The following is a 17425-nucleotide window of genomic DNA, read 5'->3' as shown; positions in this document are numbered from 1 at the left end:
TGGAGGTGGTGCTCAACCTGGCCAACTACAGCCTGCTGGCCGGCGACGAACTGTACATTGCCGCCTACCTGGGCTCGCTGAAGATGGCGTTTTTCAGCACGGCCTTGTGCCTGCTGATCGGCTACCCGATGGCCTATGCCATCGCCAGTGCGCGCAAAGAGATGCAGACCGTGCTGGTGCTGCTGATCATGATGCCGACCTGGACCGCGATCCTGATCCGCGTGTATGCGTGGATGGGCATCCTTAGCAACAACGGCCTGCTCAATGGCTTCCTGATGTCCATGGGCCTGATCAACGAACCGTTGCAGATCCTCAACACCAATATCGCGGTGTATATCGGCGTGGTCTATTCGTACCTGCCGTTCATGATCCTGCCGCTGTATGCCAACCTGGTCAAACATGACCAGAGCCTGCTGGAAGCCGCGTCGGACCTGGGTTCGAGCACTTTCAACAGCTTCTGGAAAATCACCGTGCCGCTGTCCAAGAACGGCATCATTGCCGGCTGCATGCTGGTATTCATCCCGGTGGTGGGCGAGTTCGTGATCCCGGAACTGCTGGGCGGCCCGGAAACCCTGATGATCGGTAAAGTGTTGTGGCAAGAATTCTTCAACAACCGTGACTGGCCGGTGGCCTCTGCGCTGGCGGTGGTGATGCTGGCGATCCTGATCGTGCCGATCATTCTGTTTAACCGCAGCCAAGCCAAAGAGATGGAGGGCAAGGTATGAAGCGCTTCAGTTTCTCCAGCTTCATGCTGGTCGTAGGGCTGCTGTTCATCTACCTGCCGATGCTGATCCTGGTGATCTATTCGTTCAACGAATCGAAACTGGTGACGGTGTGGGGCGGCTGGTCGATCAAGTGGTACGTGGGCCTGTTGGACAACACCCAGTTGATGGGCTCGGTGGCGCGTTCCCTGGAAATCGCCTGCTACACGGCGGTGGCCGCGGTGGCGCTGGGTACGTTGGCAGCGTTCGTGCTGACCCGTATCAGCCAGTTCAAGGGCCGCACGCTGTTTGGCGGCCTGGTGACCGCGCCGCTGGTGATGCCGGAAGTGATCACCGGTCTGTCGCTGTTGCTGCTGTTCGTGGCCATGGCGCAGATGATCGGCTGGCCCCAGGAGCGTGGCATCGTCACCATCTGGATCGCCCACACCACGTTCTGTGCGGCGTATGTGGCGGTGGTGGTGTCGGCACGCTTGCGTGAGCTGGACCTGTCGATCGAAGAGGCGGCCATGGACCTGGGTGCGCGGCCGTGGAAGGTGTTCTTCCTGATCACTATCCCGATGATCGCACCCTCGCTGGCGGCGGGCGGCATGATGTCGTTCGCGTTGTCCCTGGATGACCTGGTACTGGCCAGCTTCGTGTCGGGCCCGGGTTCGACCACCTTGCCGATGGAAGTGTTCTCGGCGGTGCGCCTTGGGGTCAAGCCCGAGATCAACGCCGTGGCCAGCCTGATTCTGTTGGCGGTGTCGCTGGTGACCTTTTTGGTGTGGTTCTTCAGCCGCCGTGCCGAAGAGCGGCGCAAGAAGGCGATCCAGCAAGCGATCGAAGAAGCTGCGGCGGATGGCTGGAAACAGCCGGATGTACGGCGCGCGCCCGCACCGGTCTAACGGCCGGAACAGGCTCAAAATGTGGGAGCTGGCTTGCCTGCGATAGCAGAGTGTCAGTCACAGAAGATGTGACTGAACCACCGCTATCGCAGGCAAGCCAGCTCCCACATTCAATTGCATTTCAAGTTGATTAAGCCGTCCACGGCGACTGGCGAATCACCTCGACAAAGTTCATCGGCTTGAACCCTGGCTCCTGATCCACCAGCACATCGGTCTTCACGTTGCCAAACGTGGTCTGCGGGCGATGGCGCAACCCGTCGGCAAACGCGCAGATGATGCACTCCTTGAACCCTTCACCCCGTGGATGCGCATGCACCACCGCCTCGCGCTGCACGTGGGTAAACGCGGCGTAGTCCATGCCCAGCACATCCATCTCCACGCCAGCGGTCACCAGGGCGACGGTAGGGCGCAGGTGCTTGGGCACGCCCGGCGTGGTGTGCAGGGCGATGGACAGCCACACCTGCTCGATATCGTCGTCGCTCAAGCCATAAGGCTTCAGAAAGGCGGCAGCAGCGTTGGCGCCGTCCACTTCAAAACGCTCATCATCGCTGCGGTGGCCGGCCACCAGGCCCAAGTCATGGAACATTGCGCCGACGTACAGCAGCTCCGGGTTGTAGGCCAATTGCTGGCGCTCGCCGCTCAAGGCGCCAAACAGGAACACCCGGCGGGAGTGGTGGTAGAGCAGGTCGGATTCAATGTCGCGGATGTATTCGGTGGTAGCCTTGGCCAGGGCACTGTCGGGGATTTTGATGCCGGCGATGGTGGTGCTCATGGTCATGATCCTCAAGAAAGCGCCGGTTGGCGCTGATCAGTCCAGTCTGGTCGCCCAGCTGCCAGGCAACCACCGCCGCAGGGGCGCGATCCCGGCCAATGTGCCTTCATATCGCGCCATGGTTGTACACGATCCAATGTGGGAGCTGGCTTGCCTGCGATAGCATCGCCTCGGTACATCAGGTATACCCAGGTGATGCCATCGCAGCGATGCGGCGATCCGACAAGCCAGCTCCCACAGGGTTTTGCGACAGTCCAGAGGAAGGTTTACCCATGCACAAGACCGTCGCGATCCTGATCTTCCCCGGCGTCCAGTCGCTGGACGTGACCGGCCCCATGGATGTGTTCTGCGAGGCCAATCGCTTCCTGGCGCCTGCGGATCATTACCAGCTCGAAGTCATCGGCCAGGTCCAGGGCCAGATCGCCTGTTCCAACGGTCTGTCCTTGCAGGCTCATATCCATTACAGCAATGCGCTGCAAGCCTATGACCTGCTGTTGGTTGCCGGCGGCCCGCAGTTGCCCTTCGAAGATTTCGGCGCGCCGTTCCATCAATGGCTGCGTGACGCCAGCGCCAGGGCCCGGCGCTTCGGTTCGATCTGTAATGGCGCCTTCATGCTGGCCCGGGCCGGATTGCTGGATGGCAAAACCGTCACCACCCACTGGAGCGACGCGGCTGATCTGGCGCGCCTGTGCCCCTCGACCCAGGTCGACGCCGACCGCCTCTACGTGCAGGACGCCAACCTCTACACCTCGGCCGGGGTCACGGCGGGCATCGACCTGTCGCTGTACCTGTTGGCCCAGGACCACGGCCCGGAAGTGGCCTTGAGCGTGGCCAAGCGCCTGGTGGTGTTTACCCAGCGCAGCGGCGGGCAATCGCAGTTCAGCCCGTTCCTCACGCCCCACGCCGAAGCCACCTCGGCGGTGGCGCAAGTGCAGTTGTACGTGCTGGCGAACCTGACGGGTGACCTGGGCATCGCCGACCTGGCCCGCGCGGCCAATATGAGTGCGCGCAACTTTTCGCGGGTGTTTGCCCGCGAAGCGCGGATCACCCCGGCAGAGTTTGTCGAGCGCGCGCGGGTGGATGCGGCGCGGGTGATGCTCGAAAGCAGCACCGCACCGCTGAAGACCGTGGCCTACCAATGCGGGTTTCGCGACGCCCAGCACCTGCGCAGCGTGTTCAATCGCCGGCTGGGGGTGACGCCGCAGCAGTTCCGGCTCAACTTTGCGGCGCTGGTTTGAGTGTGTCGTAGGCTTCCAGTGCGCGCAGCGAGTAGATGTAGGCGGCGCCGGCATTCAACGAGATCGCGGTGGCAAGCGTCGCGGCGATTTCTTCGCGGGTGGCGCCGGCCTTGATCGCGGCGTCGGCATGCACGCCGATGCAGCCGTCGCAGCGGGTGGTGATGGCCACGGCAATCGCGATCAGTTCGCGGGTCTTGGCATCCAGGACGTTGTTTTCCTCGGCAGCCTCGCCCAGCGCCATGTAGGCTTTGACCATCTTCGGGTTGCTCTTACCCAGTGCGCCAAAGGCGTTCTTCACGGTGGGCAGCAAGTCGGGCCAGTTATTGAACATTGCGTTGACTCCTGAACGGGTTGGGTGTGAAGCCAGTGTGTGCCGTTCGGATTTGGCAGTATTGTTCGATCCGCTCATCTTTTTGACCGATATTCGCAAATGAACGCTATCGACACGCTGATCACATTGGCCAACCTGCGCGGCCGCCTTGACGTGCGCTGCCAGTTCCAGGGCGACTGGGCCCTGGACCATGCGCCCGAATCGCTGGGGGTGGCGCCGTATCATATTGTCGTGCGGGGGACCTGCCACGCCGAGCTTTCGGGTGGGCAGCAGGTGACGCTGGCAGAAGGCGATATCCTGTTGATGCCCGGTGGTGCGACCCATCTGCTGCGCAGCCAGGGCGCGCAGACCCCGCCGAGGCTGCCCACGGTGATCGACAGCGGGGTACTGAAGGTGCATCGCTTGGGCGGTGATCAGCCGGAGGTTGAGATGCTCTGTGGCGCCTTTCACTACAACCGCCAGTCGTTGCTGTTTGCGGCCTTGCCCGAGTACCTGGTGGTGTCCAGCCGACAATGGCCGGCCGATGGGCAACTGGCGGCACTGATTGCGCTGATGCGCAGTGAGGCTGACGGTGAGCGGCTGGGCGCGCGGTCGTTTATTGATGCCCTGTCGGTGGCGCTGTTCACCTTGCTGGTGCGCACCTGGTTGGCGCAACAGGCGCCGCTGGCTGGCACCTTTGCCTTGCTCACCGACAAACGCCTGGGCCGCGCCTGGCAGGCGATGCTGGCCGAGCCCGGGCATGACTGGACCATCGACAGCCTGGCGGGGGCTGCATCGATGTCCCGGGCCACGTTCATGCGCGCATTTGTCAAAGTGGCCGGCGTGTCGCCGTGGGTGCTGCTGACCCAGTTGCGCATGGAGCTGGCGTTCAATCTGCTGCAGCAGTCACGGCTGAGCCTGACGGATATTGCGGCCCGGGTGGGTTACCAGTCCCAGGCGGCGTTCAGCAAGAAATTCAAGGAGGCATATGGCCAAGCGCCCGGTCGAATGCGCAACGCAGATTAAAACTGTGGGAGCGGGCTTGCCCGCGATGGCGGTGTATCAGTCAACTAATGTATCGACTGACACTCAGCCATCGCGAGCAAGCCCGCTCCCACCGTTTTGAGGGTGTTTCTTCAGGGCTGTTGTGGGCGGGCCGGCAACAACTTGAGGGTGCCGCGAGTATTGGCCTGGACCTCTTCTTCATCAAAATGCGCCTGCTCGTACCCGCCCTCGATATAGGTCTCGGCCTGGTCGGCATAGTGCTTGTCGAACGGCACACCGCTTTGGCCCACCGGGTTGATGGTCAGCGCGTGAGCGGCGTCGGCAAAGTCCACCAGGCGTCGGGTGGACGGGCCGTACGTCACCGGCCATGGCGCAGGGCCGATGATTGCCGACAGGTTGTTCGGCACTTCGTGGCTGCCCGGTGAGGCGAACGGCCCGACATTGACGATCTGGTCCAGTGGCTTCTTGATGCCCAGCGGATGGCCGTGGGTCAGGGTATGGGCCTTGCCCCACTGCCATTGCGCCGGGTCGTCACCGAAGGTGGTTCTCAGGTGCGCCAGGCTGTTGTCCCAGGCGTGCTTGACGGTCGCGGCACGCTGGCCGTTCCACCACGGCGAATCGGCAGCAGCGGCCAGGCGTGGCAAGGCGGCGTCGATCACACGGGTGGTGATAAGGGTCTTGAACATCTCGTCACCCAGTTTGGGACGAAAGGCCGCGTCAGTCAGGTCGTACAGCAGTTGGTTGAACAGCGTGGCCGGGATCGACTGCACCGGGTAGTCACCATTCCACGCGGCCAGTTGCTCCAGCAGCTTGAGTTCGGCCGGGTCCTTGACCACCTCGCGCAGCACCGGCAACAGCGGCGCCAGCAGGCGCGGCCCGTAGGCGGTGGTGGTGCCCAGTTGCAGGGCCTGGCTGTTGTCCAGGTCCCATTTGATCTGGTTGTCGCTCAATTGCGCGTTCAACTGCTGGCCACGGTCCGCCAGGTTGTAATAGCCGGGGATCTGCATGCCAGTAGGTGACACCGGCTGGGCATTGGCCGAGACCACGTAGCCACGGGCCGGGTTTTCTTCCTGGGGGTTGGCACTGAACGGGTAGAAGCCCAGCTTGTCGGCCTGGGCTGTGCTGCCATCGAGGATAAACCCGGCGTTGACCCCGGCCGGGCGGATCGGCAACTGCGCTGCGGCCCACCAGCCAATATCGCCCTTGGCATTGGCCCACACGATATTGAGCCCCGGTGCATGCACCTTGGCCACCGCCTGGCGGGCCTTGGCCAGGGTGTCGGCGCGGTTGAGTTGGTAGAAGCCATCGAGGATCGGGTTTTCGGTATCGAGGAAGGCCCACCACATGGCAATCGGCGTGGTGCCGGCATTGGCGCCGAGCACGTCGTTGATGATCGGGCCGTGGGGCGACTGGCGCAGGGTCAGCGTCACCGGGGCCTGGCCCTTGACCGCGATCTGTTGCTCGCTGCTGGTCATGTCGACCCACTGGTCGTGGTAGCGCACCTGGTTGGGGTTGTCCGGGTTGACCTGCTCGGCGATCAGGTCGAGGTCGTCGTTCTGGAACATCGTCAGGCTCCAGCCAAACGCTTTGTTATGGCCCAGGAACGCCACCGGCACCAGGGCGTTGTGATAACCGTAGAGTTCAAAGCCGGGCGCCGACAGGTGCGCCTCGTACCATACAGACGGCACCGAAAAGCGGATATGCGGGTCGCCCGCCAGCAACGGCTTGCCGCTCTTGGTGCGGTTGCCGCTGATGGCCCAGGCGTTGCTGCCTTCGAACTGCGGCAGGCCATTGTCGGCCAGGGCCTGCTCGCTGAGGCGGGCGATGGCGCTCAGGCCTTGCCAGTCGGCGGCGGCCAGGCCGAGGTCGCCCTTGGGTTTCCAGTCGAGGTCGAACACCTTCAGGTAGTCGCTGCCCAGTTGGTCGCGCACGTAAGTCAGCAAGGGCTCTGTACGAAAGGCTGCGGCAAAGCTGTAGGCCAGGTAGCCGGCAATGCTGATGGTGTCTTCGGCGGTGAACGGCCGCTTGGGGATGCCCAGCACGTCAAACTCCATGGGGCTGGCGTGGCTGTCCTGATATTGGTTGATCCCGTCCAGATAGGCTTGCAGGGCCTTCCAGTGCGGGGACTGGCGGTCCATCTGGGCCGCGTAGGTGGTGGCGCGCTCGCGGATACGCAGGCTGCGGAACAGTTTATCGGTGTCCAGCAACTTGACGCCGAGCACCTCGGCCAGCTCACCGCGCGCCAGGCGGCGCATGATTTCCATCTGGAACAGGCGGTCCTGGGCGTGCACGTAACCCAGGGCGCGATACAGGTCGTCCTCGTTTTCCGCGCGGATATGCGGCACGCCCCGGTCGTCATAGCGCACCGTGACCGAGCCTTGCAGGTTGGCCAGCTCCACCGTGCCCTGGCGGGTGGGTTGCTTGCTGTAGACGTACCAGCCAGCCCCGAGGGCGATCAACACCAGCAGGGCTACAAGACCCGACAAAACGCGCTTCATAAACAATCCTTATTATTAGAAGTGGGGCTACCTTGAAAATCTACGAACCTTGCGGCCAGGAACAATAGCAGCCCACTGCCAGGGTGTGGGTTGCGTTCACCGCCCGCCCGCCGTTGAGCGCCTGCAGGATCGGTTCGATAAAGCTGTTGCTCGAATTACAGGTCAGGCCCTCGCTGTACGGGCCGAAATACGCCAGCTTGCCGCTGCGATCCCAGATACCCACCGCCGGGCTGGCGGGCACCTGGTCGGCGCCGGGCAGGGCGGTGATGATTTTCATCGCGCCAAGGGTCGCGGGCAATTGGCCGTGGCTGCCGGCTTTTTGCAGGGCATAGAACTCCACGCCCTGGGGCGCGTATTGCTCGATCAGTTCGCTCAGGTGCTGCTGGTTGCCGACATTGCACGGGCAAGCCGGGTCCCAGAAGTGCACCAGGCGGATCGGGCCGGGGCCTGCGAGGTCGTCGGGCAGGCGCAGCAGGTCGCCGGAAAACACCGCCGTATGTTCGCTGAATGCCCGCAGGTAGCGGCCCTGGAACCAGTCATACGCGACCCACAGCACCACGGCGCAGATCAGCAGGATCAGGCTGGCGAGCAGGGCGTTGCGGTAGGGCTTTGGCATTCAGAACAATCCTCGACGGTGGCGTAGCTTGCCATGCTTGCCCTGACAGATGAATATCGCGACTCAATATTCATCTGTTCACTGCTGTGAAGCCCTAGTCTGGAAGTTCTTATGCCCGTTACCTTTGACCCCGATCATCTGCGCGAAAGCCTGCGGCCCCTGGTGGACGCGCAGCCGCTTTCGGCCGAGGCCAGGGTCTACCAGCGCTTTTATGGACTGGACCTGGCCGCGCGCAAAACCCCGGTGGCCAGCCGCCTGGGGCGCATGGAGGTGGATGGGTTCGAGGTGGTCAGCCAGGTCTGGTGGCCGGCGCAACCTGTGGCCACACTGTTTATGTTCCACGGTTTCTACGATCACATGGGGCTGTATCGCAGTGTGGTGGAGTGGGGGCTGGACCAGGGTTTTGTGGTGATTGCCTGCGATTTGCCGGGCCATGGCCTGTCCAGTGGCGAACGTGCCAGCATCGATGATTTTGCGGTGTACCAGCACGTGGTGAACGGCTTGTTCGACCAGGCCGACGCGCTGCAACTGCCCAAGCCCTGGCACCTGTTCGGGCAAAGCACCGGCGGGGCGATTGTAGTGGACCATCTGCTCAACCATGGCTCCAGCAGCCCGGCGCAAGGCCAGACCTTCCTGTTGTCGCCGCTGGTGCGGCCGCGTGCCTGGGGTTGGTCGCAACTGAGCTATTACCTGCTCAAGCCGTTCGTCAAAGGTATCGCCCGGCGCTTCAGCGATAACAGCAACGACCCGGCGTTCCGTCCGTTCCTCGAGGCCGACCCGTTGCAGCCCCGGCAACTGCCGACCGCCTGGGTGGGCGCGCTGGCGCGCTGGATCAAACGCATCGAGGCCGCGCCGCGCAGTACGCGGCGACCACTGATCGTGCAGGGCGAGGAAGATATGACGGTGGATTGGCAGCACAACTTGCAGGTGCTGCGCGGCAAGTTTGATCAGCCGCAGATCCTGATGGTGCCGCGTGGGCGGCATCACATGGCCAATGAGCTGCCTGAAATCCGCGAGCAATACTTCAAGTTCCTCACCGACCACCTGAAATAACCCTCCCCCCTGTAGGAGCGAGCTTGCTCGCGAAGAACGTCAACGATAACGCGTGCTGCCTGGTTAGACGCGGCGTCCTTGAGTTCTTCGCGAGCAAGCTCGCTCCTACAGGGGGAGGGGCGTCAGGGGGCCAGGCTGGAGGTGCTTTGGCCGACCGCCAGGCCGGCGCGGATCGCCGCCAGCGCTGCCTGGTAGTAAGCCTTGCCTTGCGGCGACTCGGCAAAGGTGGCGAATTCTTCCAGCTCCGGGTCCGACAAATCCCGATAGACGTACAACAAGGTGTTGTTCAGGTCATTGCCGATCTGCTGCATCAACCGCTCGCGCTGGCCATTGAGCATGCTCTGCGCCTGACCGCCGCCCAACAGGCCGGGGATCATCTGGCTCAGGCTGTCTGCGGCCACGCCGGCAATCGCCAGGCTGACTTCGGCCCCGGCTTCGCGGGCAGGCAGGGCCTGGGCCAGATGGCCGATGATCAGGCTGCGGGTGGCGTCGGCCTGGATCTGCGGCAAGCCCTGGGCGTTCTTGGCCAACTGGTCGCGACGGGTCGCCAGCAACTCGGCGGCGACAATCTTGCGCCCCAGCGGCGACTGGAAAAACGCCAGCGCCGGTTTTGGGTCCGCCAGGTTCTGGCGCAACTGGGCTTCGGCGCGCTGATCCATGGCCTTGGGGGCGAAGCGTTTATTGCTGTTGTCCACCAGCGCCTGGTACACCGCCGGCGGCAAGCTGTTGCGGTAGCGCTGCTGGGCGGCACTCAAGGCGTCATTAAAATGCGCGCGTTGTTCCGGCCAGCCGGCGACCGCGTACAACTGGTCATGGCTGTCTGCCCAGGCGGGCAACACGCAGAACATCAGCAAGGATAAAAACAAACGACGCATAGGGACTCCTGTCAGTCGGCCACTATTGTCCGTGTCGGGCGTAGGATTTGTCGAGAAGTCCTATCAATCGCCTGACTAAAGTGTATTTAGGCGCTCGGCGGCGCTGTCGGTTTGCCAGGCGTATGGATACTATGCGCGCCATGCAAATATCCCCTGATGACCCGCTGCTGCTAAGCATCGTCGACGACCTGGCCGTGAAGGGCTGGTCGCAGCAGAACATCTTCCTGCCAGAGGCTCTGACCCTGGAACTGGCGGCTGAGTGCCATAAACGCGCAATTGAAGGCGAATTGGCCCCGGCCGCTGTCGGACGCGGCCCGGCCCAAGAGATTCGCGAGGGGATCCGTGGCGACCATATCCAATGGCTGGAGCCCGGCCAGGCGGCGATCTGCGACCGCTATCTGGCGTTGATGGACAACCTGCGGCTGGCGATGAACCGCGGGCTGTTCCTCGGCCTGGAAGAGTTCGAATGCCACTTCGCCATGTACCCGCCGGGGGCGTTCTACCTCAAGCACCTCGACCGTTTTCGCGATGATGACCGGCGCATGGTCTCGGCGGTGGTCTACCTGAACCAGGACTGGCTGCCCGAGCACGGCGGCCAGTTGCGCATGTACCTCAAGGACGGCGTTGAATACGACGTGGACCCCACCGGCGGTTGCCTGGTGGTGTTCCTGTCGGGGGAAGTGCCCCACGAAGTCCTGCCCGCCCACCGCGAACGCCTGTCCCTGACAGGCTGGTTTCGCCGGCGGGGCAACGAGCCGTTTTGAGCATGCAAAAGATTCTGGTCAGCCGCTGCCTGCTGGGGCATCGCGTACGTTACGACGGTGGGGCCAGCGGGCCGTTTGACCAACTGGCCGCCTGGCAGGCCGAAGGCCGGGTGGTTGCGGTATGCCCGGAGGTAGCCGGTGGCCTGCCTACCCCACGGCCATCTGCCGAGATTCCGGGCGGGCAGGGGATGGCGGTGTGGGAAGGCCGCGCCCAAGTGCTGACCGCCGATGGCGAAGACTTCAGTGACGCCTTTGTCGAGGGTGCGCGCCAGGCTCTGGCCCTGGTGCAGCGCCATGGCATCCGCATCGCCGTGCTCAAGGCCAACAGCCCGTCTTGCGGCAACCTGCTGACGTATGACGGCACCTTCAGTGGGGTCAAAGTCACGGGCGAAGGCGTGACGGCGGCGTTGCTCAAGCGCCATGGGGTGCAGGTGTTCAGCGAGCTGGAGCTGGCCGAGGCGGCGGTAGCCCTGGACCAGCTCTCAAACCCCGCTTAAATCCCATGTAGGACCAGCCTTTTGTGGGATCGGGCTTGCTCGCGAATGCGGTTTATCAGTGCCAGATTTGTTGACTGACACACCGCTTTCGCGAGCAAGCCCGCTCCCACACAAGCCCGCTCTCACACAAACCTGGCCCCACATTGGTTATTTGGCAGGTTTGCTGGTGTCAGCCTCAAACCACTTTTCCGACAGCGCCGTCAGCCGTCCATCGGCCTTGATCCGTTCCAGTGCCTTGTCCAGGCTCGATTTGAACGCCGGGTTGCCCTTCTGGAAGGGGATGGCCAGGGTCAGCGTGGCCTTGGCATCGACCCGGCTGCGCAAATCCACGCCCGCGGTGGGCTTGGCGGCAAATTGACTGCTGGTGAGTGTATTCACGCCGCTCAACAGGGGTTTTTGCTGCTTGTTGGCAAGCATCTGGGCATTGGCATAGCTATAAGGCGCGCTGAAATCGAAACGATCCCGCAGTTCAGGAGTCACAGCGATGTGGTTGATCGCCACGTCGTACTTGCCGCTTTCCACACCGGGCAGCAAGTCGCTGTCGTCGGTGGTGATAAAGGAGGCGCGTACGTCCATTTCCCGAGCCAGCAACTCACCCAGGTCCACTTCAAAGCCGGTGAGTTTGTCGCCTTCCTTGAAGTTGAAGGGCGGCGTGTCCGCTTCCAGGGCAATGCGCAGTTCGCCACGGTCAAACACCTCGTCGAACAGTTCGGCGTGAGCCAAGGGGCTCAGCAAAGGCAGCACAAGTAACAGGCCAGGCAAAAAACGCATGGTCACTCCTAAAGAATTCGAAGGTGCGAGACGCGGTTAAGGCTCGCTTTGCTATGGTGTTGAGTGCCTTGGACAACGTTTCGTCACTAAGTTGTCTTAACCCTACAGATTTCATAGAAAAACTGGAGAAGTTAATGAAAGCCATTTTGTCTCGTGCAACCCTGGCCAGCTTGCTGCTGGGGGCTTCAATGCTGGCGTCTGCGGCGGATATCCCGCGCACACCGGCACCCAAAGGGGCTGAAGTGTTCATTGTTTCGCCCAAGGATGGCGCCACCGTCGACAAGACCTTCACCGTCGAGTTTGGCATCAAGGGCATGGACCTGGAGCCCATCGACAAACAAGTCCCGGGTGCAGGCCATCACCACCTGCTGGTCGACCAGGCGCAACTGCCTGATCCAAGCCAGCCGATTCCGGCCACCGACACTGTGATCCACTTCGGCAAGGCGCAAACCAAGACCGAACTGACCCTGGCCCCAGGCAAGCACACGCTGCAACTGGTGGCGGGCGATAACCTGCATCGTCAGTTCGAACCTACTGTAGCCTCAAAAGTGATCACTGTTACGGTGAAGTAAGATTTGTTCAGACGAAAAAAAGGGAGCCCCGTGGGGCTCCCTTTTTCGTGGTGCGCTTGAAACCTTAGAACAACACGCGGCTACGAATAGTACCGCTGATGTGCTGCAGCTTCTCTTGCGCCAGGTCCGAGTACTCGGCGTCTACGTCGATCACCACGTAGCCGACCTTCTCGTTGGTCTGTAGGAACTGACCGGAGATGTTGATGCCGTTTTCCGCGAAGACCTTGTTGATCTCCATCATCACGCCAGGAATGTTCTGGTGGATGTGCAGCAGGCGGTGCTTGCCAGGGTGAGCCGGCAGGGCCACTTCCGGGAAGTTGACCGAGGACACCGACGTACCGTTGTCGCTGTACTTGACCAGCTTCTCTGCCACTTCCAGGCCGATGTTGGCCTGGGCTTCAGCGGTGGAGCCGCCGATGTGCGGGGTCAGGATCACGTTGTCCAGGCCACGCAGCGGGCTTTCGAAGATGTCGTCGTTGGAGCGTGGCTCCACCGGGAACACGTCGATGGCAGCGCCGATCAGGTGCTTGTCCTTGATCGCGTCGGCCAAGGCATCCAGCTCGACCACGGTGCCGCGTGCGGCGTTGATCAAGATCCCGCCCTTCTTGATGGCGCGGATTTCCTTCTCGCCGATCATCCACTGGGTCTCAGCGGTTTCCGGCACGTGCAGGGTGACAATGTCGGACATGCCCAGCAGTTCGGTCAGGCTCGACACCTGGGTGGCGTTGCCCAACGGCAGCTTGGTCAGGGTGTCGTAGAAGAACACCTGCATGCCCAAGCCTTCAGCCAATACCGACAGCTGGGTACCAATGGAGCCGTAACCGACGATACCCAGCTTTTTACCGCGAATTTCGAAGGAATTGGCCGCGCTCTTGATCCAGCCGCCACGGTGGCAGGAAGCGTTCTTCTCAGGGATACCGCGCAACAGCAGGATGGCTTCCGCTAACACCAGCTCCGCCACGGAACGGGTGTTGGAGTACGGGGCGTTGAACACCGCGATACCGCGCTCGCGCGCTGCATTGAGGTCGACCTGGTTGGTGCCGATGCAGAAACAACCGACCGCCACCAACTTCTTGGCGTGGTCGAAGATCTCTTCGGTCAGCTGGGTGCGGGAGCGAATGCCGATAAAGTGCGCGTCGGCGATCTTTTCCTTGAGCTGGGATTCCGGCAGAGAACTGGTGATGTACTCAATGCTGGTGTACCCGGCGGCCTTTAGGACGTCGACGGCCGATGGGTGGACGCCTTCCAGAAGAAGGAACTTGATCTTGCTCTTATCGAGAGAAGTCTTGCTCATCTGCGTAAACCTGTATCCCGGAGAAAAATGGCAGGGAATCGAGCAGCGCAAGCTGACCCGGACGGCAGGAAAGCCGTCACCGCAGAAACGCCCTTGGGCTCTGTCCTGCGGGGGCGGTATGCTAGCATACGCGCCCCGCTAAACACTCATTCCTGCGACGTGAAGCGTTCTCAGGATGACCATGAATTGTTCGAGAGTTCTGTCGATGACCCATCCTGCCCTGATTGATGAGCTAAAGACCCTGGTTGAGCCCGGCAAAGTGCTGACCGATGCAGACTCCCTGGAGGCTTACGGCAAGGATTGGACCAAGCACTTCGCCCCCGCGCCGACCGCTATCGTCTTCCCCAAGACCATTGAGCAGGTGCAGGCCATCGTTCGCTGGGCCAACACGCACAAGGTGGCGCTGGTGCCGTCCGGCGGGCGTACCGGCCTGTCGGCGGCCGCCGTGGCGGCCAATGGCGAAGTGGTGGTGTCGTTCGACTACATGAACCAGATCCTCGACGTGAACCTCACCGATCGCACCGCCGTGTGCCAGCCGGGCGTGGTCACCAAGCAATTGCAGAACGTCGCCGAAGAAAACGGCCTGTACTACCCGGTGGACTTCGCATCGTCCGGTTCCAGCCAGATTGGCGGCAATATCGGCACCAATGCCGGCGGGATCAAGGTGATTCGCTACGGCATGACCCGTAACTGGGTAGCGGGCATGAAGGTCGTCACCGGCAAAGGCGATGTGCTGGAACTGAACCGCGACCTGATCAAGAACGCCACCGGCTACGACATGCGCCAGCTGTTTATCGGCGCTGAAGGCACCCTGGGTTTTGTGGTCGAAGCCACCATGCGCCTGGACCGGGCCCCGAAAAACCTCACCGCAATGGTGTTGGGCACCACCGACTTCGACTCGATCATGCCGGTGCTGCACGCGTTCCAAAGCAAACTGGACCTGACGGCGTTCGAGTTTTTCTCTGACAAGGCCCTGGCCAAAGTCCTCGGCCGTGGCGATGTGCCGGCGCCGTTCGAGACCGATTGCCCGTTCTACGCCCTGCTGGAATTCGAAGCCACCACCGAAGAAGTCGCCAACCACGCCCTGGAAACCTTCGAGCACTGTGTCGAACAGGGCTGGGTGCTCGATGGCGTGATGAGCCAGAGCGAAACCCAGTTGCATAACCTGTGGAAGCTGCGCGAGTACATCTCCGAGACCATCTCCCACTGGACGCCCTACAAGAACGACATTTCGGTCACCGTGTCGAAAGTGCCGGCATTCCTCAAGGAAATCGACGCGATCGTCGGCGAACACTATCCAGACTTCGAAATTGTCTGGTTCGGCCACATCGGCGATGGCAACCTGCACTTGAACATTCTCAAGCCGCAAAACCTGTCCAAGGACGAGTTCTTCGCCAAGTGCGCCACCGTCAACAAGTGGGTGTTCGAGACCGTCGAGAAGTACAACGGCTCGATCTCCGCCGAACACGGCGTGGGCATGACCAAGCGCGATTACCTGACTTACAGCCGCTCTCCGGTTGAAATCGAATATATGAAGGCAGTGAAAGCCGTGTTCGACCCGAACGGGATCATGAACCCGGGCAAGATCTTCGCTGTTTAACCATCACGAAAGAGGAAGCGGTCCATGAGCTATCAGCACAAGTACGTCGACGGCACCAACATCCACTTTCCACTGGGCAAAGTGGTCTGCATCGGGCGCAACTACGCCGAACACACCAAGGAACTGGACAACCCGGTACCGACCGAGCCCCTGCTGTTTATCAAGCCGGGCAGTTGCGTGGTGCCGTTGGAAGGCGGCTTTGCCATTCCAGCCGAGCGCGGTTCGGTGCACTACGAAGCGGAAATCGCGGTGTTGATCGGCAAACCCTTGTCGAAAACCCCGAGCCGTGAAGAAGTGCTGGACGCCATCTCCGGCTTCGCCCCGGCCCTGGACCTGACCTTGCGCGACAAGCAGTCCGAGCTCAAGGCCAAGGGCCTGCCGTGGGAAATCGCCAAGTCCTTCGACGGTGCGGCAGTCATTGCGCCGTTCGTGGTGGGCAGCACCTTCCCCGACCTGACCGATATCGGCATTCGCCTGACCATCAATGGCCAGGTGCGCCAGGACGGCAACAGCGCGCAAATGCTCAACCCGATCGTGCCGATGATCCAGCACATGGCGGGCTGCTTCTCGCTGCAGGCCGGGGATGTGATCCTGACCGGAACCCCTGTGGGCGTGGGCCCGCTGGAAGTGGGTGACGAACTGGTGCTGGAACTGCCGGGTGTCAGCCGCTTCGAAAGCGCCGTACGCTAACTCCCATACTCATGTAGAAGCCGGCTTTAGTGGGAGCTGGCTTGCGTGCGATAGCATCACCGCGGTGTGCCTGATGCACCACGGTGCTTGCATCGCGGGCAAGCCCGGCTCCCACACAAGCTTGTACACAGATTATTTGTGCGTACTGCGCACATCGGGGCTTTGCATTTTTTTCACACTCCATCCGGATAATCCTCGGCCATATGGCACGCAGGCGCTCTGAGCCTGGGCCATCACCTACAGCCGATTATCTGGAATGCCTCCATGGCCGTGCCCCTCCCTTCTGTGAAACCCACTCTTCGTTCGCGCTTGAACATGCGCTGGTATTCCTGGCTGTTCCTGGCCGGGGCGATCATGTACGGGATTTCCTGGTTGATGCACTGGGATGACCGGGGCGCGTTGTGGGTGTTGGAGCGGTTTGAAAGCCCGATGGAGCGTCGCGAGAGCATCTGGCTTCCGGATTACCAGGCGGTGATCGACGCCAAGCCGTTGCCCGGCATGGAAAAGGACGAAGCTTCGGATCTGGCCTACGACCCCAGGACCAAGACCTTGTTCGCCGTCATGGGCAGAAACCCGTTCCTGGTGGAGCTGAGCCTGCAGGGTGATGTGTTGCGCAAGATTCCGATGGTGGGCTGGAGCAACCCGGAAGGTGTGACGGTCATGGAAAACGGCGTGCTGGCCATCGTGGATGAGCGCAGGCACAACGTGACCCTGGTCAAGGTCGATGCCGACACGCGGCAACTGGCCTTCGCTGACTACCCGAGCTACGACCTGGGCCCCTCCAAGAACCAGAACAAGGCGTTCGAGGCCATCACCTGGGACAAGCGCAATCAACAATTGGTGCTGGGTATCGAGCGCCCAGCGCAGCTGTTTACCTGGGCCAGCGACGGCAGCCAGGTCCTGGCGGGCGACAAGCAGAAATTGCCCAGCTCCGAGCTGGATATCCGCAACCTTTCGGCCCTGAGTGTCGATCCGCGTACCGGCCACTTGTTAGTACTGTCCGCCGACTCCCATCTGCTGCTGGAACTGGACGAGAAGGGCGAGCAAGTCAGCTTCATGACCGTGCTGGGCGGCTTCAACGGCTTGAAAAACACCATCCCCCGCGCCGAAGGCGTGACCATGGACGAAAACGGCACCCTGTACATGGTCAGCGAGCCCAATTTGTTCTACCGCTTCGAGAAGCAGAAATAGCCGATTGATTACGTCGGATTCTTCTCTATGAGCGGCATTCCCCAGACACTGAGCTGCGTTTAAGTTTAAATTC

The 17425-nt window shown here is 61.8% G+C and carries 18 protein-coding genes; 11 read left to right on the top strand and 7 right to left on the bottom strand.

Annotated elements, in window-relative coordinates; genetic code table 11:
- The coding region (locus tag HBO05_RS18765; RefSeq protein WP_172313688.1) for an ABC transporter permease subunit at nucleotides 1-725 on the top strand (725 nt) is incomplete at its 5' end.
- Complete coding sequence (locus HBO05_RS18760) at nucleotides 722-1606, top strand: ABC transporter permease subunit (RefSeq protein ID WP_057440425.1); 885 nt, start codon at nucleotides 722-724, stop codon at nucleotides 1604-1606. The genes HBO05_RS18765 and HBO05_RS18760, both read left to right, overlap by 4 nt.
- Nucleotides 1607-1736: 130 nt before the next feature.
- Here the strand turns inward: HBO05_RS18760 and HBO05_RS18755 are convergent, their stop codons facing one another.
- Entirely contained in the window at nucleotides 1737-2378 is a 642-nt protein-coding gene (locus tag HBO05_RS18755; RefSeq protein ID WP_169954982.1) for an HD domain-containing protein, read from the bottom strand.
- Between the two features lie 272 nt (nucleotides 2379-2650).
- Between HBO05_RS18755 and HBO05_RS18750 the strand changes: the two genes are divergently transcribed.
- Entirely contained in the window at nucleotides 2651-3616 is a 966-nt protein-coding gene (locus HBO05_RS18750; RefSeq protein WP_169954981.1) for a GlxA family transcriptional regulator, read from the top strand.
- Here the strand turns inward: HBO05_RS18750 and HBO05_RS18745 are convergent.
- A complete protein-coding gene (locus HBO05_RS18745; protein WP_076963657.1) occupies nucleotides 3594-3947 on the bottom strand; it encodes a carboxymuconolactone decarboxylase family protein in 354 nt (117 codons plus the stop codon). The genes HBO05_RS18750 and HBO05_RS18745 overlap by 23 nt on opposite strands.
- A 99-nt stretch (nucleotides 3948-4046) precedes the next feature.
- Between HBO05_RS18745 and HBO05_RS18740 the strand changes: the two genes are divergently transcribed.
- The gene (locus HBO05_RS18740; RefSeq protein ID WP_076963658.1) at nucleotides 4047-4952 is read left to right on the top strand and encodes an AraC family transcriptional regulator; all 906 of its coding nucleotides are present in this window, start codon (nucleotides 4047-4049) and stop codon (nucleotides 4950-4952) included.
- Nucleotides 4953-5062: 110 nt separating this feature from the next.
- On the opposite strand, the gene HBO05_RS18735 is transcribed toward HBO05_RS18740, so the two are convergent.
- Together HBO05_RS18735 and HBO05_RS18730 are read right to left on the bottom strand one after the other, a co-directional pair.
- Nucleotides 5063-7429: a penicillin acylase family protein gene (locus HBO05_RS18735; protein WP_172313686.1), complete on the bottom strand. Its 2367-nt coding sequence runs from the start codon at nucleotides 7427-7429 to the stop codon at nucleotides 5063-5065.
- A gap of 40 nt (nucleotides 7430-7469) precedes the next feature.
- Complete coding sequence (locus HBO05_RS18730) at nucleotides 7470-8045, bottom strand: DUF6436 domain-containing protein (protein WP_170042128.1); 576 nt, start codon at nucleotides 8043-8045, stop codon at nucleotides 7470-7472.
- A 111-nt stretch (nucleotides 8046-8156) separates the two neighbouring features.
- Between HBO05_RS18730 and HBO05_RS18725 the strand changes: the two genes are divergently transcribed.
- Entirely contained in the window at nucleotides 8157-9098 is a 942-nt protein-coding gene (locus HBO05_RS18725) for an alpha/beta hydrolase (protein WP_172313684.1), read from the top strand.
- 122 nt (nucleotides 9099-9220) lie between these two features.
- Here HBO05_RS18725 and HBO05_RS18720 read toward each other — a convergent pair whose 3' ends face one another.
- Nucleotides 9221-9973 carry a DUF2059 domain-containing protein gene (locus HBO05_RS18720; RefSeq protein WP_169954976.1) on the bottom strand — a complete coding sequence of 251 codons (753 nt, stop codon included), beginning with the start codon at nucleotides 9971-9973 and terminating at the stop codon, nucleotides 9221-9223.
- Between the two features lie 131 nt (nucleotides 9974-10104).
- Between HBO05_RS18720 and HBO05_RS18715 the strand changes: the two genes are divergently transcribed.
- Nucleotides 10105-10737: a 2OG-Fe(II) oxygenase gene (locus tag HBO05_RS18715; RefSeq protein ID WP_169955048.1), complete on the top strand. Its 633-nt coding sequence runs from the start codon at nucleotides 10105-10107 to the stop codon at nucleotides 10735-10737.
- A 2-nt stretch (nucleotides 10738-10739) separates the two neighbouring features.
- On the top strand, nucleotides 10740-11234 hold the full coding sequence (locus HBO05_RS18710) for a DUF523 domain-containing protein (RefSeq protein WP_169954975.1): 495 nt from the start codon (nucleotides 10740-10742) through the stop codon (nucleotides 11232-11234).
- 147 nt (nucleotides 11235-11381) lie between these two features.
- Here the strand turns inward: HBO05_RS18710 and HBO05_RS18705 are convergent, their stop codons facing one another.
- Entirely contained in the window at nucleotides 11382-12005 is a 624-nt protein-coding gene (locus HBO05_RS18705) for a transporter substrate-binding domain-containing protein (protein WP_172313682.1), read from the bottom strand.
- 134 nt (nucleotides 12006-12139) lie between these two features.
- Here HBO05_RS18705 and HBO05_RS18700 point away from each other — a divergent pair, with 134 nt between their 5' ends.
- Nucleotides 12140-12577, top strand: coding sequence for a DUF4399 domain-containing protein (locus tag HBO05_RS18700; protein ID WP_169954973.1), 438 nt, complete (start codon nucleotides 12140-12142; stop codon nucleotides 12575-12577).
- A 64-nt stretch (nucleotides 12578-12641) separates the two neighbouring features.
- Here the strand turns inward: HBO05_RS18700 and serA are convergent, their stop codons facing one another.
- Complete coding sequence (serA, locus tag HBO05_RS18695) at nucleotides 12642-13871, bottom strand: phosphoglycerate dehydrogenase (protein ID WP_029289418.1); 1230 nt, start codon at nucleotides 13869-13871, stop codon at nucleotides 12642-12644.
- 205 nt (nucleotides 13872-14076) lie between these two features.
- Here serA and HBO05_RS18690 point away from each other — a divergent pair, with 205 nt between their 5' ends.
- The 3 genes from HBO05_RS18690 (at nucleotide 14077) to HBO05_RS18680 (ending at nucleotide 17352) form a co-directional block, all read left to right on the top strand.
- Nucleotides 14077-15471 (top strand): FAD-binding oxidoreductase, encoded by a 1395-nt coding sequence (locus HBO05_RS18690; RefSeq protein WP_169954972.1) that lies wholly within the window; start codon nucleotides 14077-14079, stop codon nucleotides 15469-15471.
- 24 nt (nucleotides 15472-15495) lie between these two features.
- Nucleotides 15496-16161: a fumarylacetoacetate hydrolase family protein gene (locus tag HBO05_RS18685; RefSeq protein ID WP_172313680.1), complete on the top strand. Its 666-nt coding sequence runs from the start codon at nucleotides 15496-15498 to the stop codon at nucleotides 16159-16161.
- Nucleotides 16162-16425: 264 nt separating this feature from the next.
- On the top strand, nucleotides 16426-17352 hold the full coding sequence (locus tag HBO05_RS18680) for an SdiA-regulated domain-containing protein (protein WP_169954970.1): 927 nt from the start codon (nucleotides 16426-16428) through the stop codon (nucleotides 17350-17352).
- The last annotated feature ends 73 nt before the right edge of the window (nucleotides 17353-17425 follow it).

Origin of the sequence: Pseudomonas sp. WS 5079, from assembly GCF_012985465.1 — a bacterium.
GTDB lineage: Bacteria > Pseudomonadota > Gammaproteobacteria > Pseudomonadales > Pseudomonadaceae > Aquipseudomonas.
Note: the sequence above shows the minus strand (reverse complement) of the source record. Positions and strands in the feature narration are given on the sequence as shown.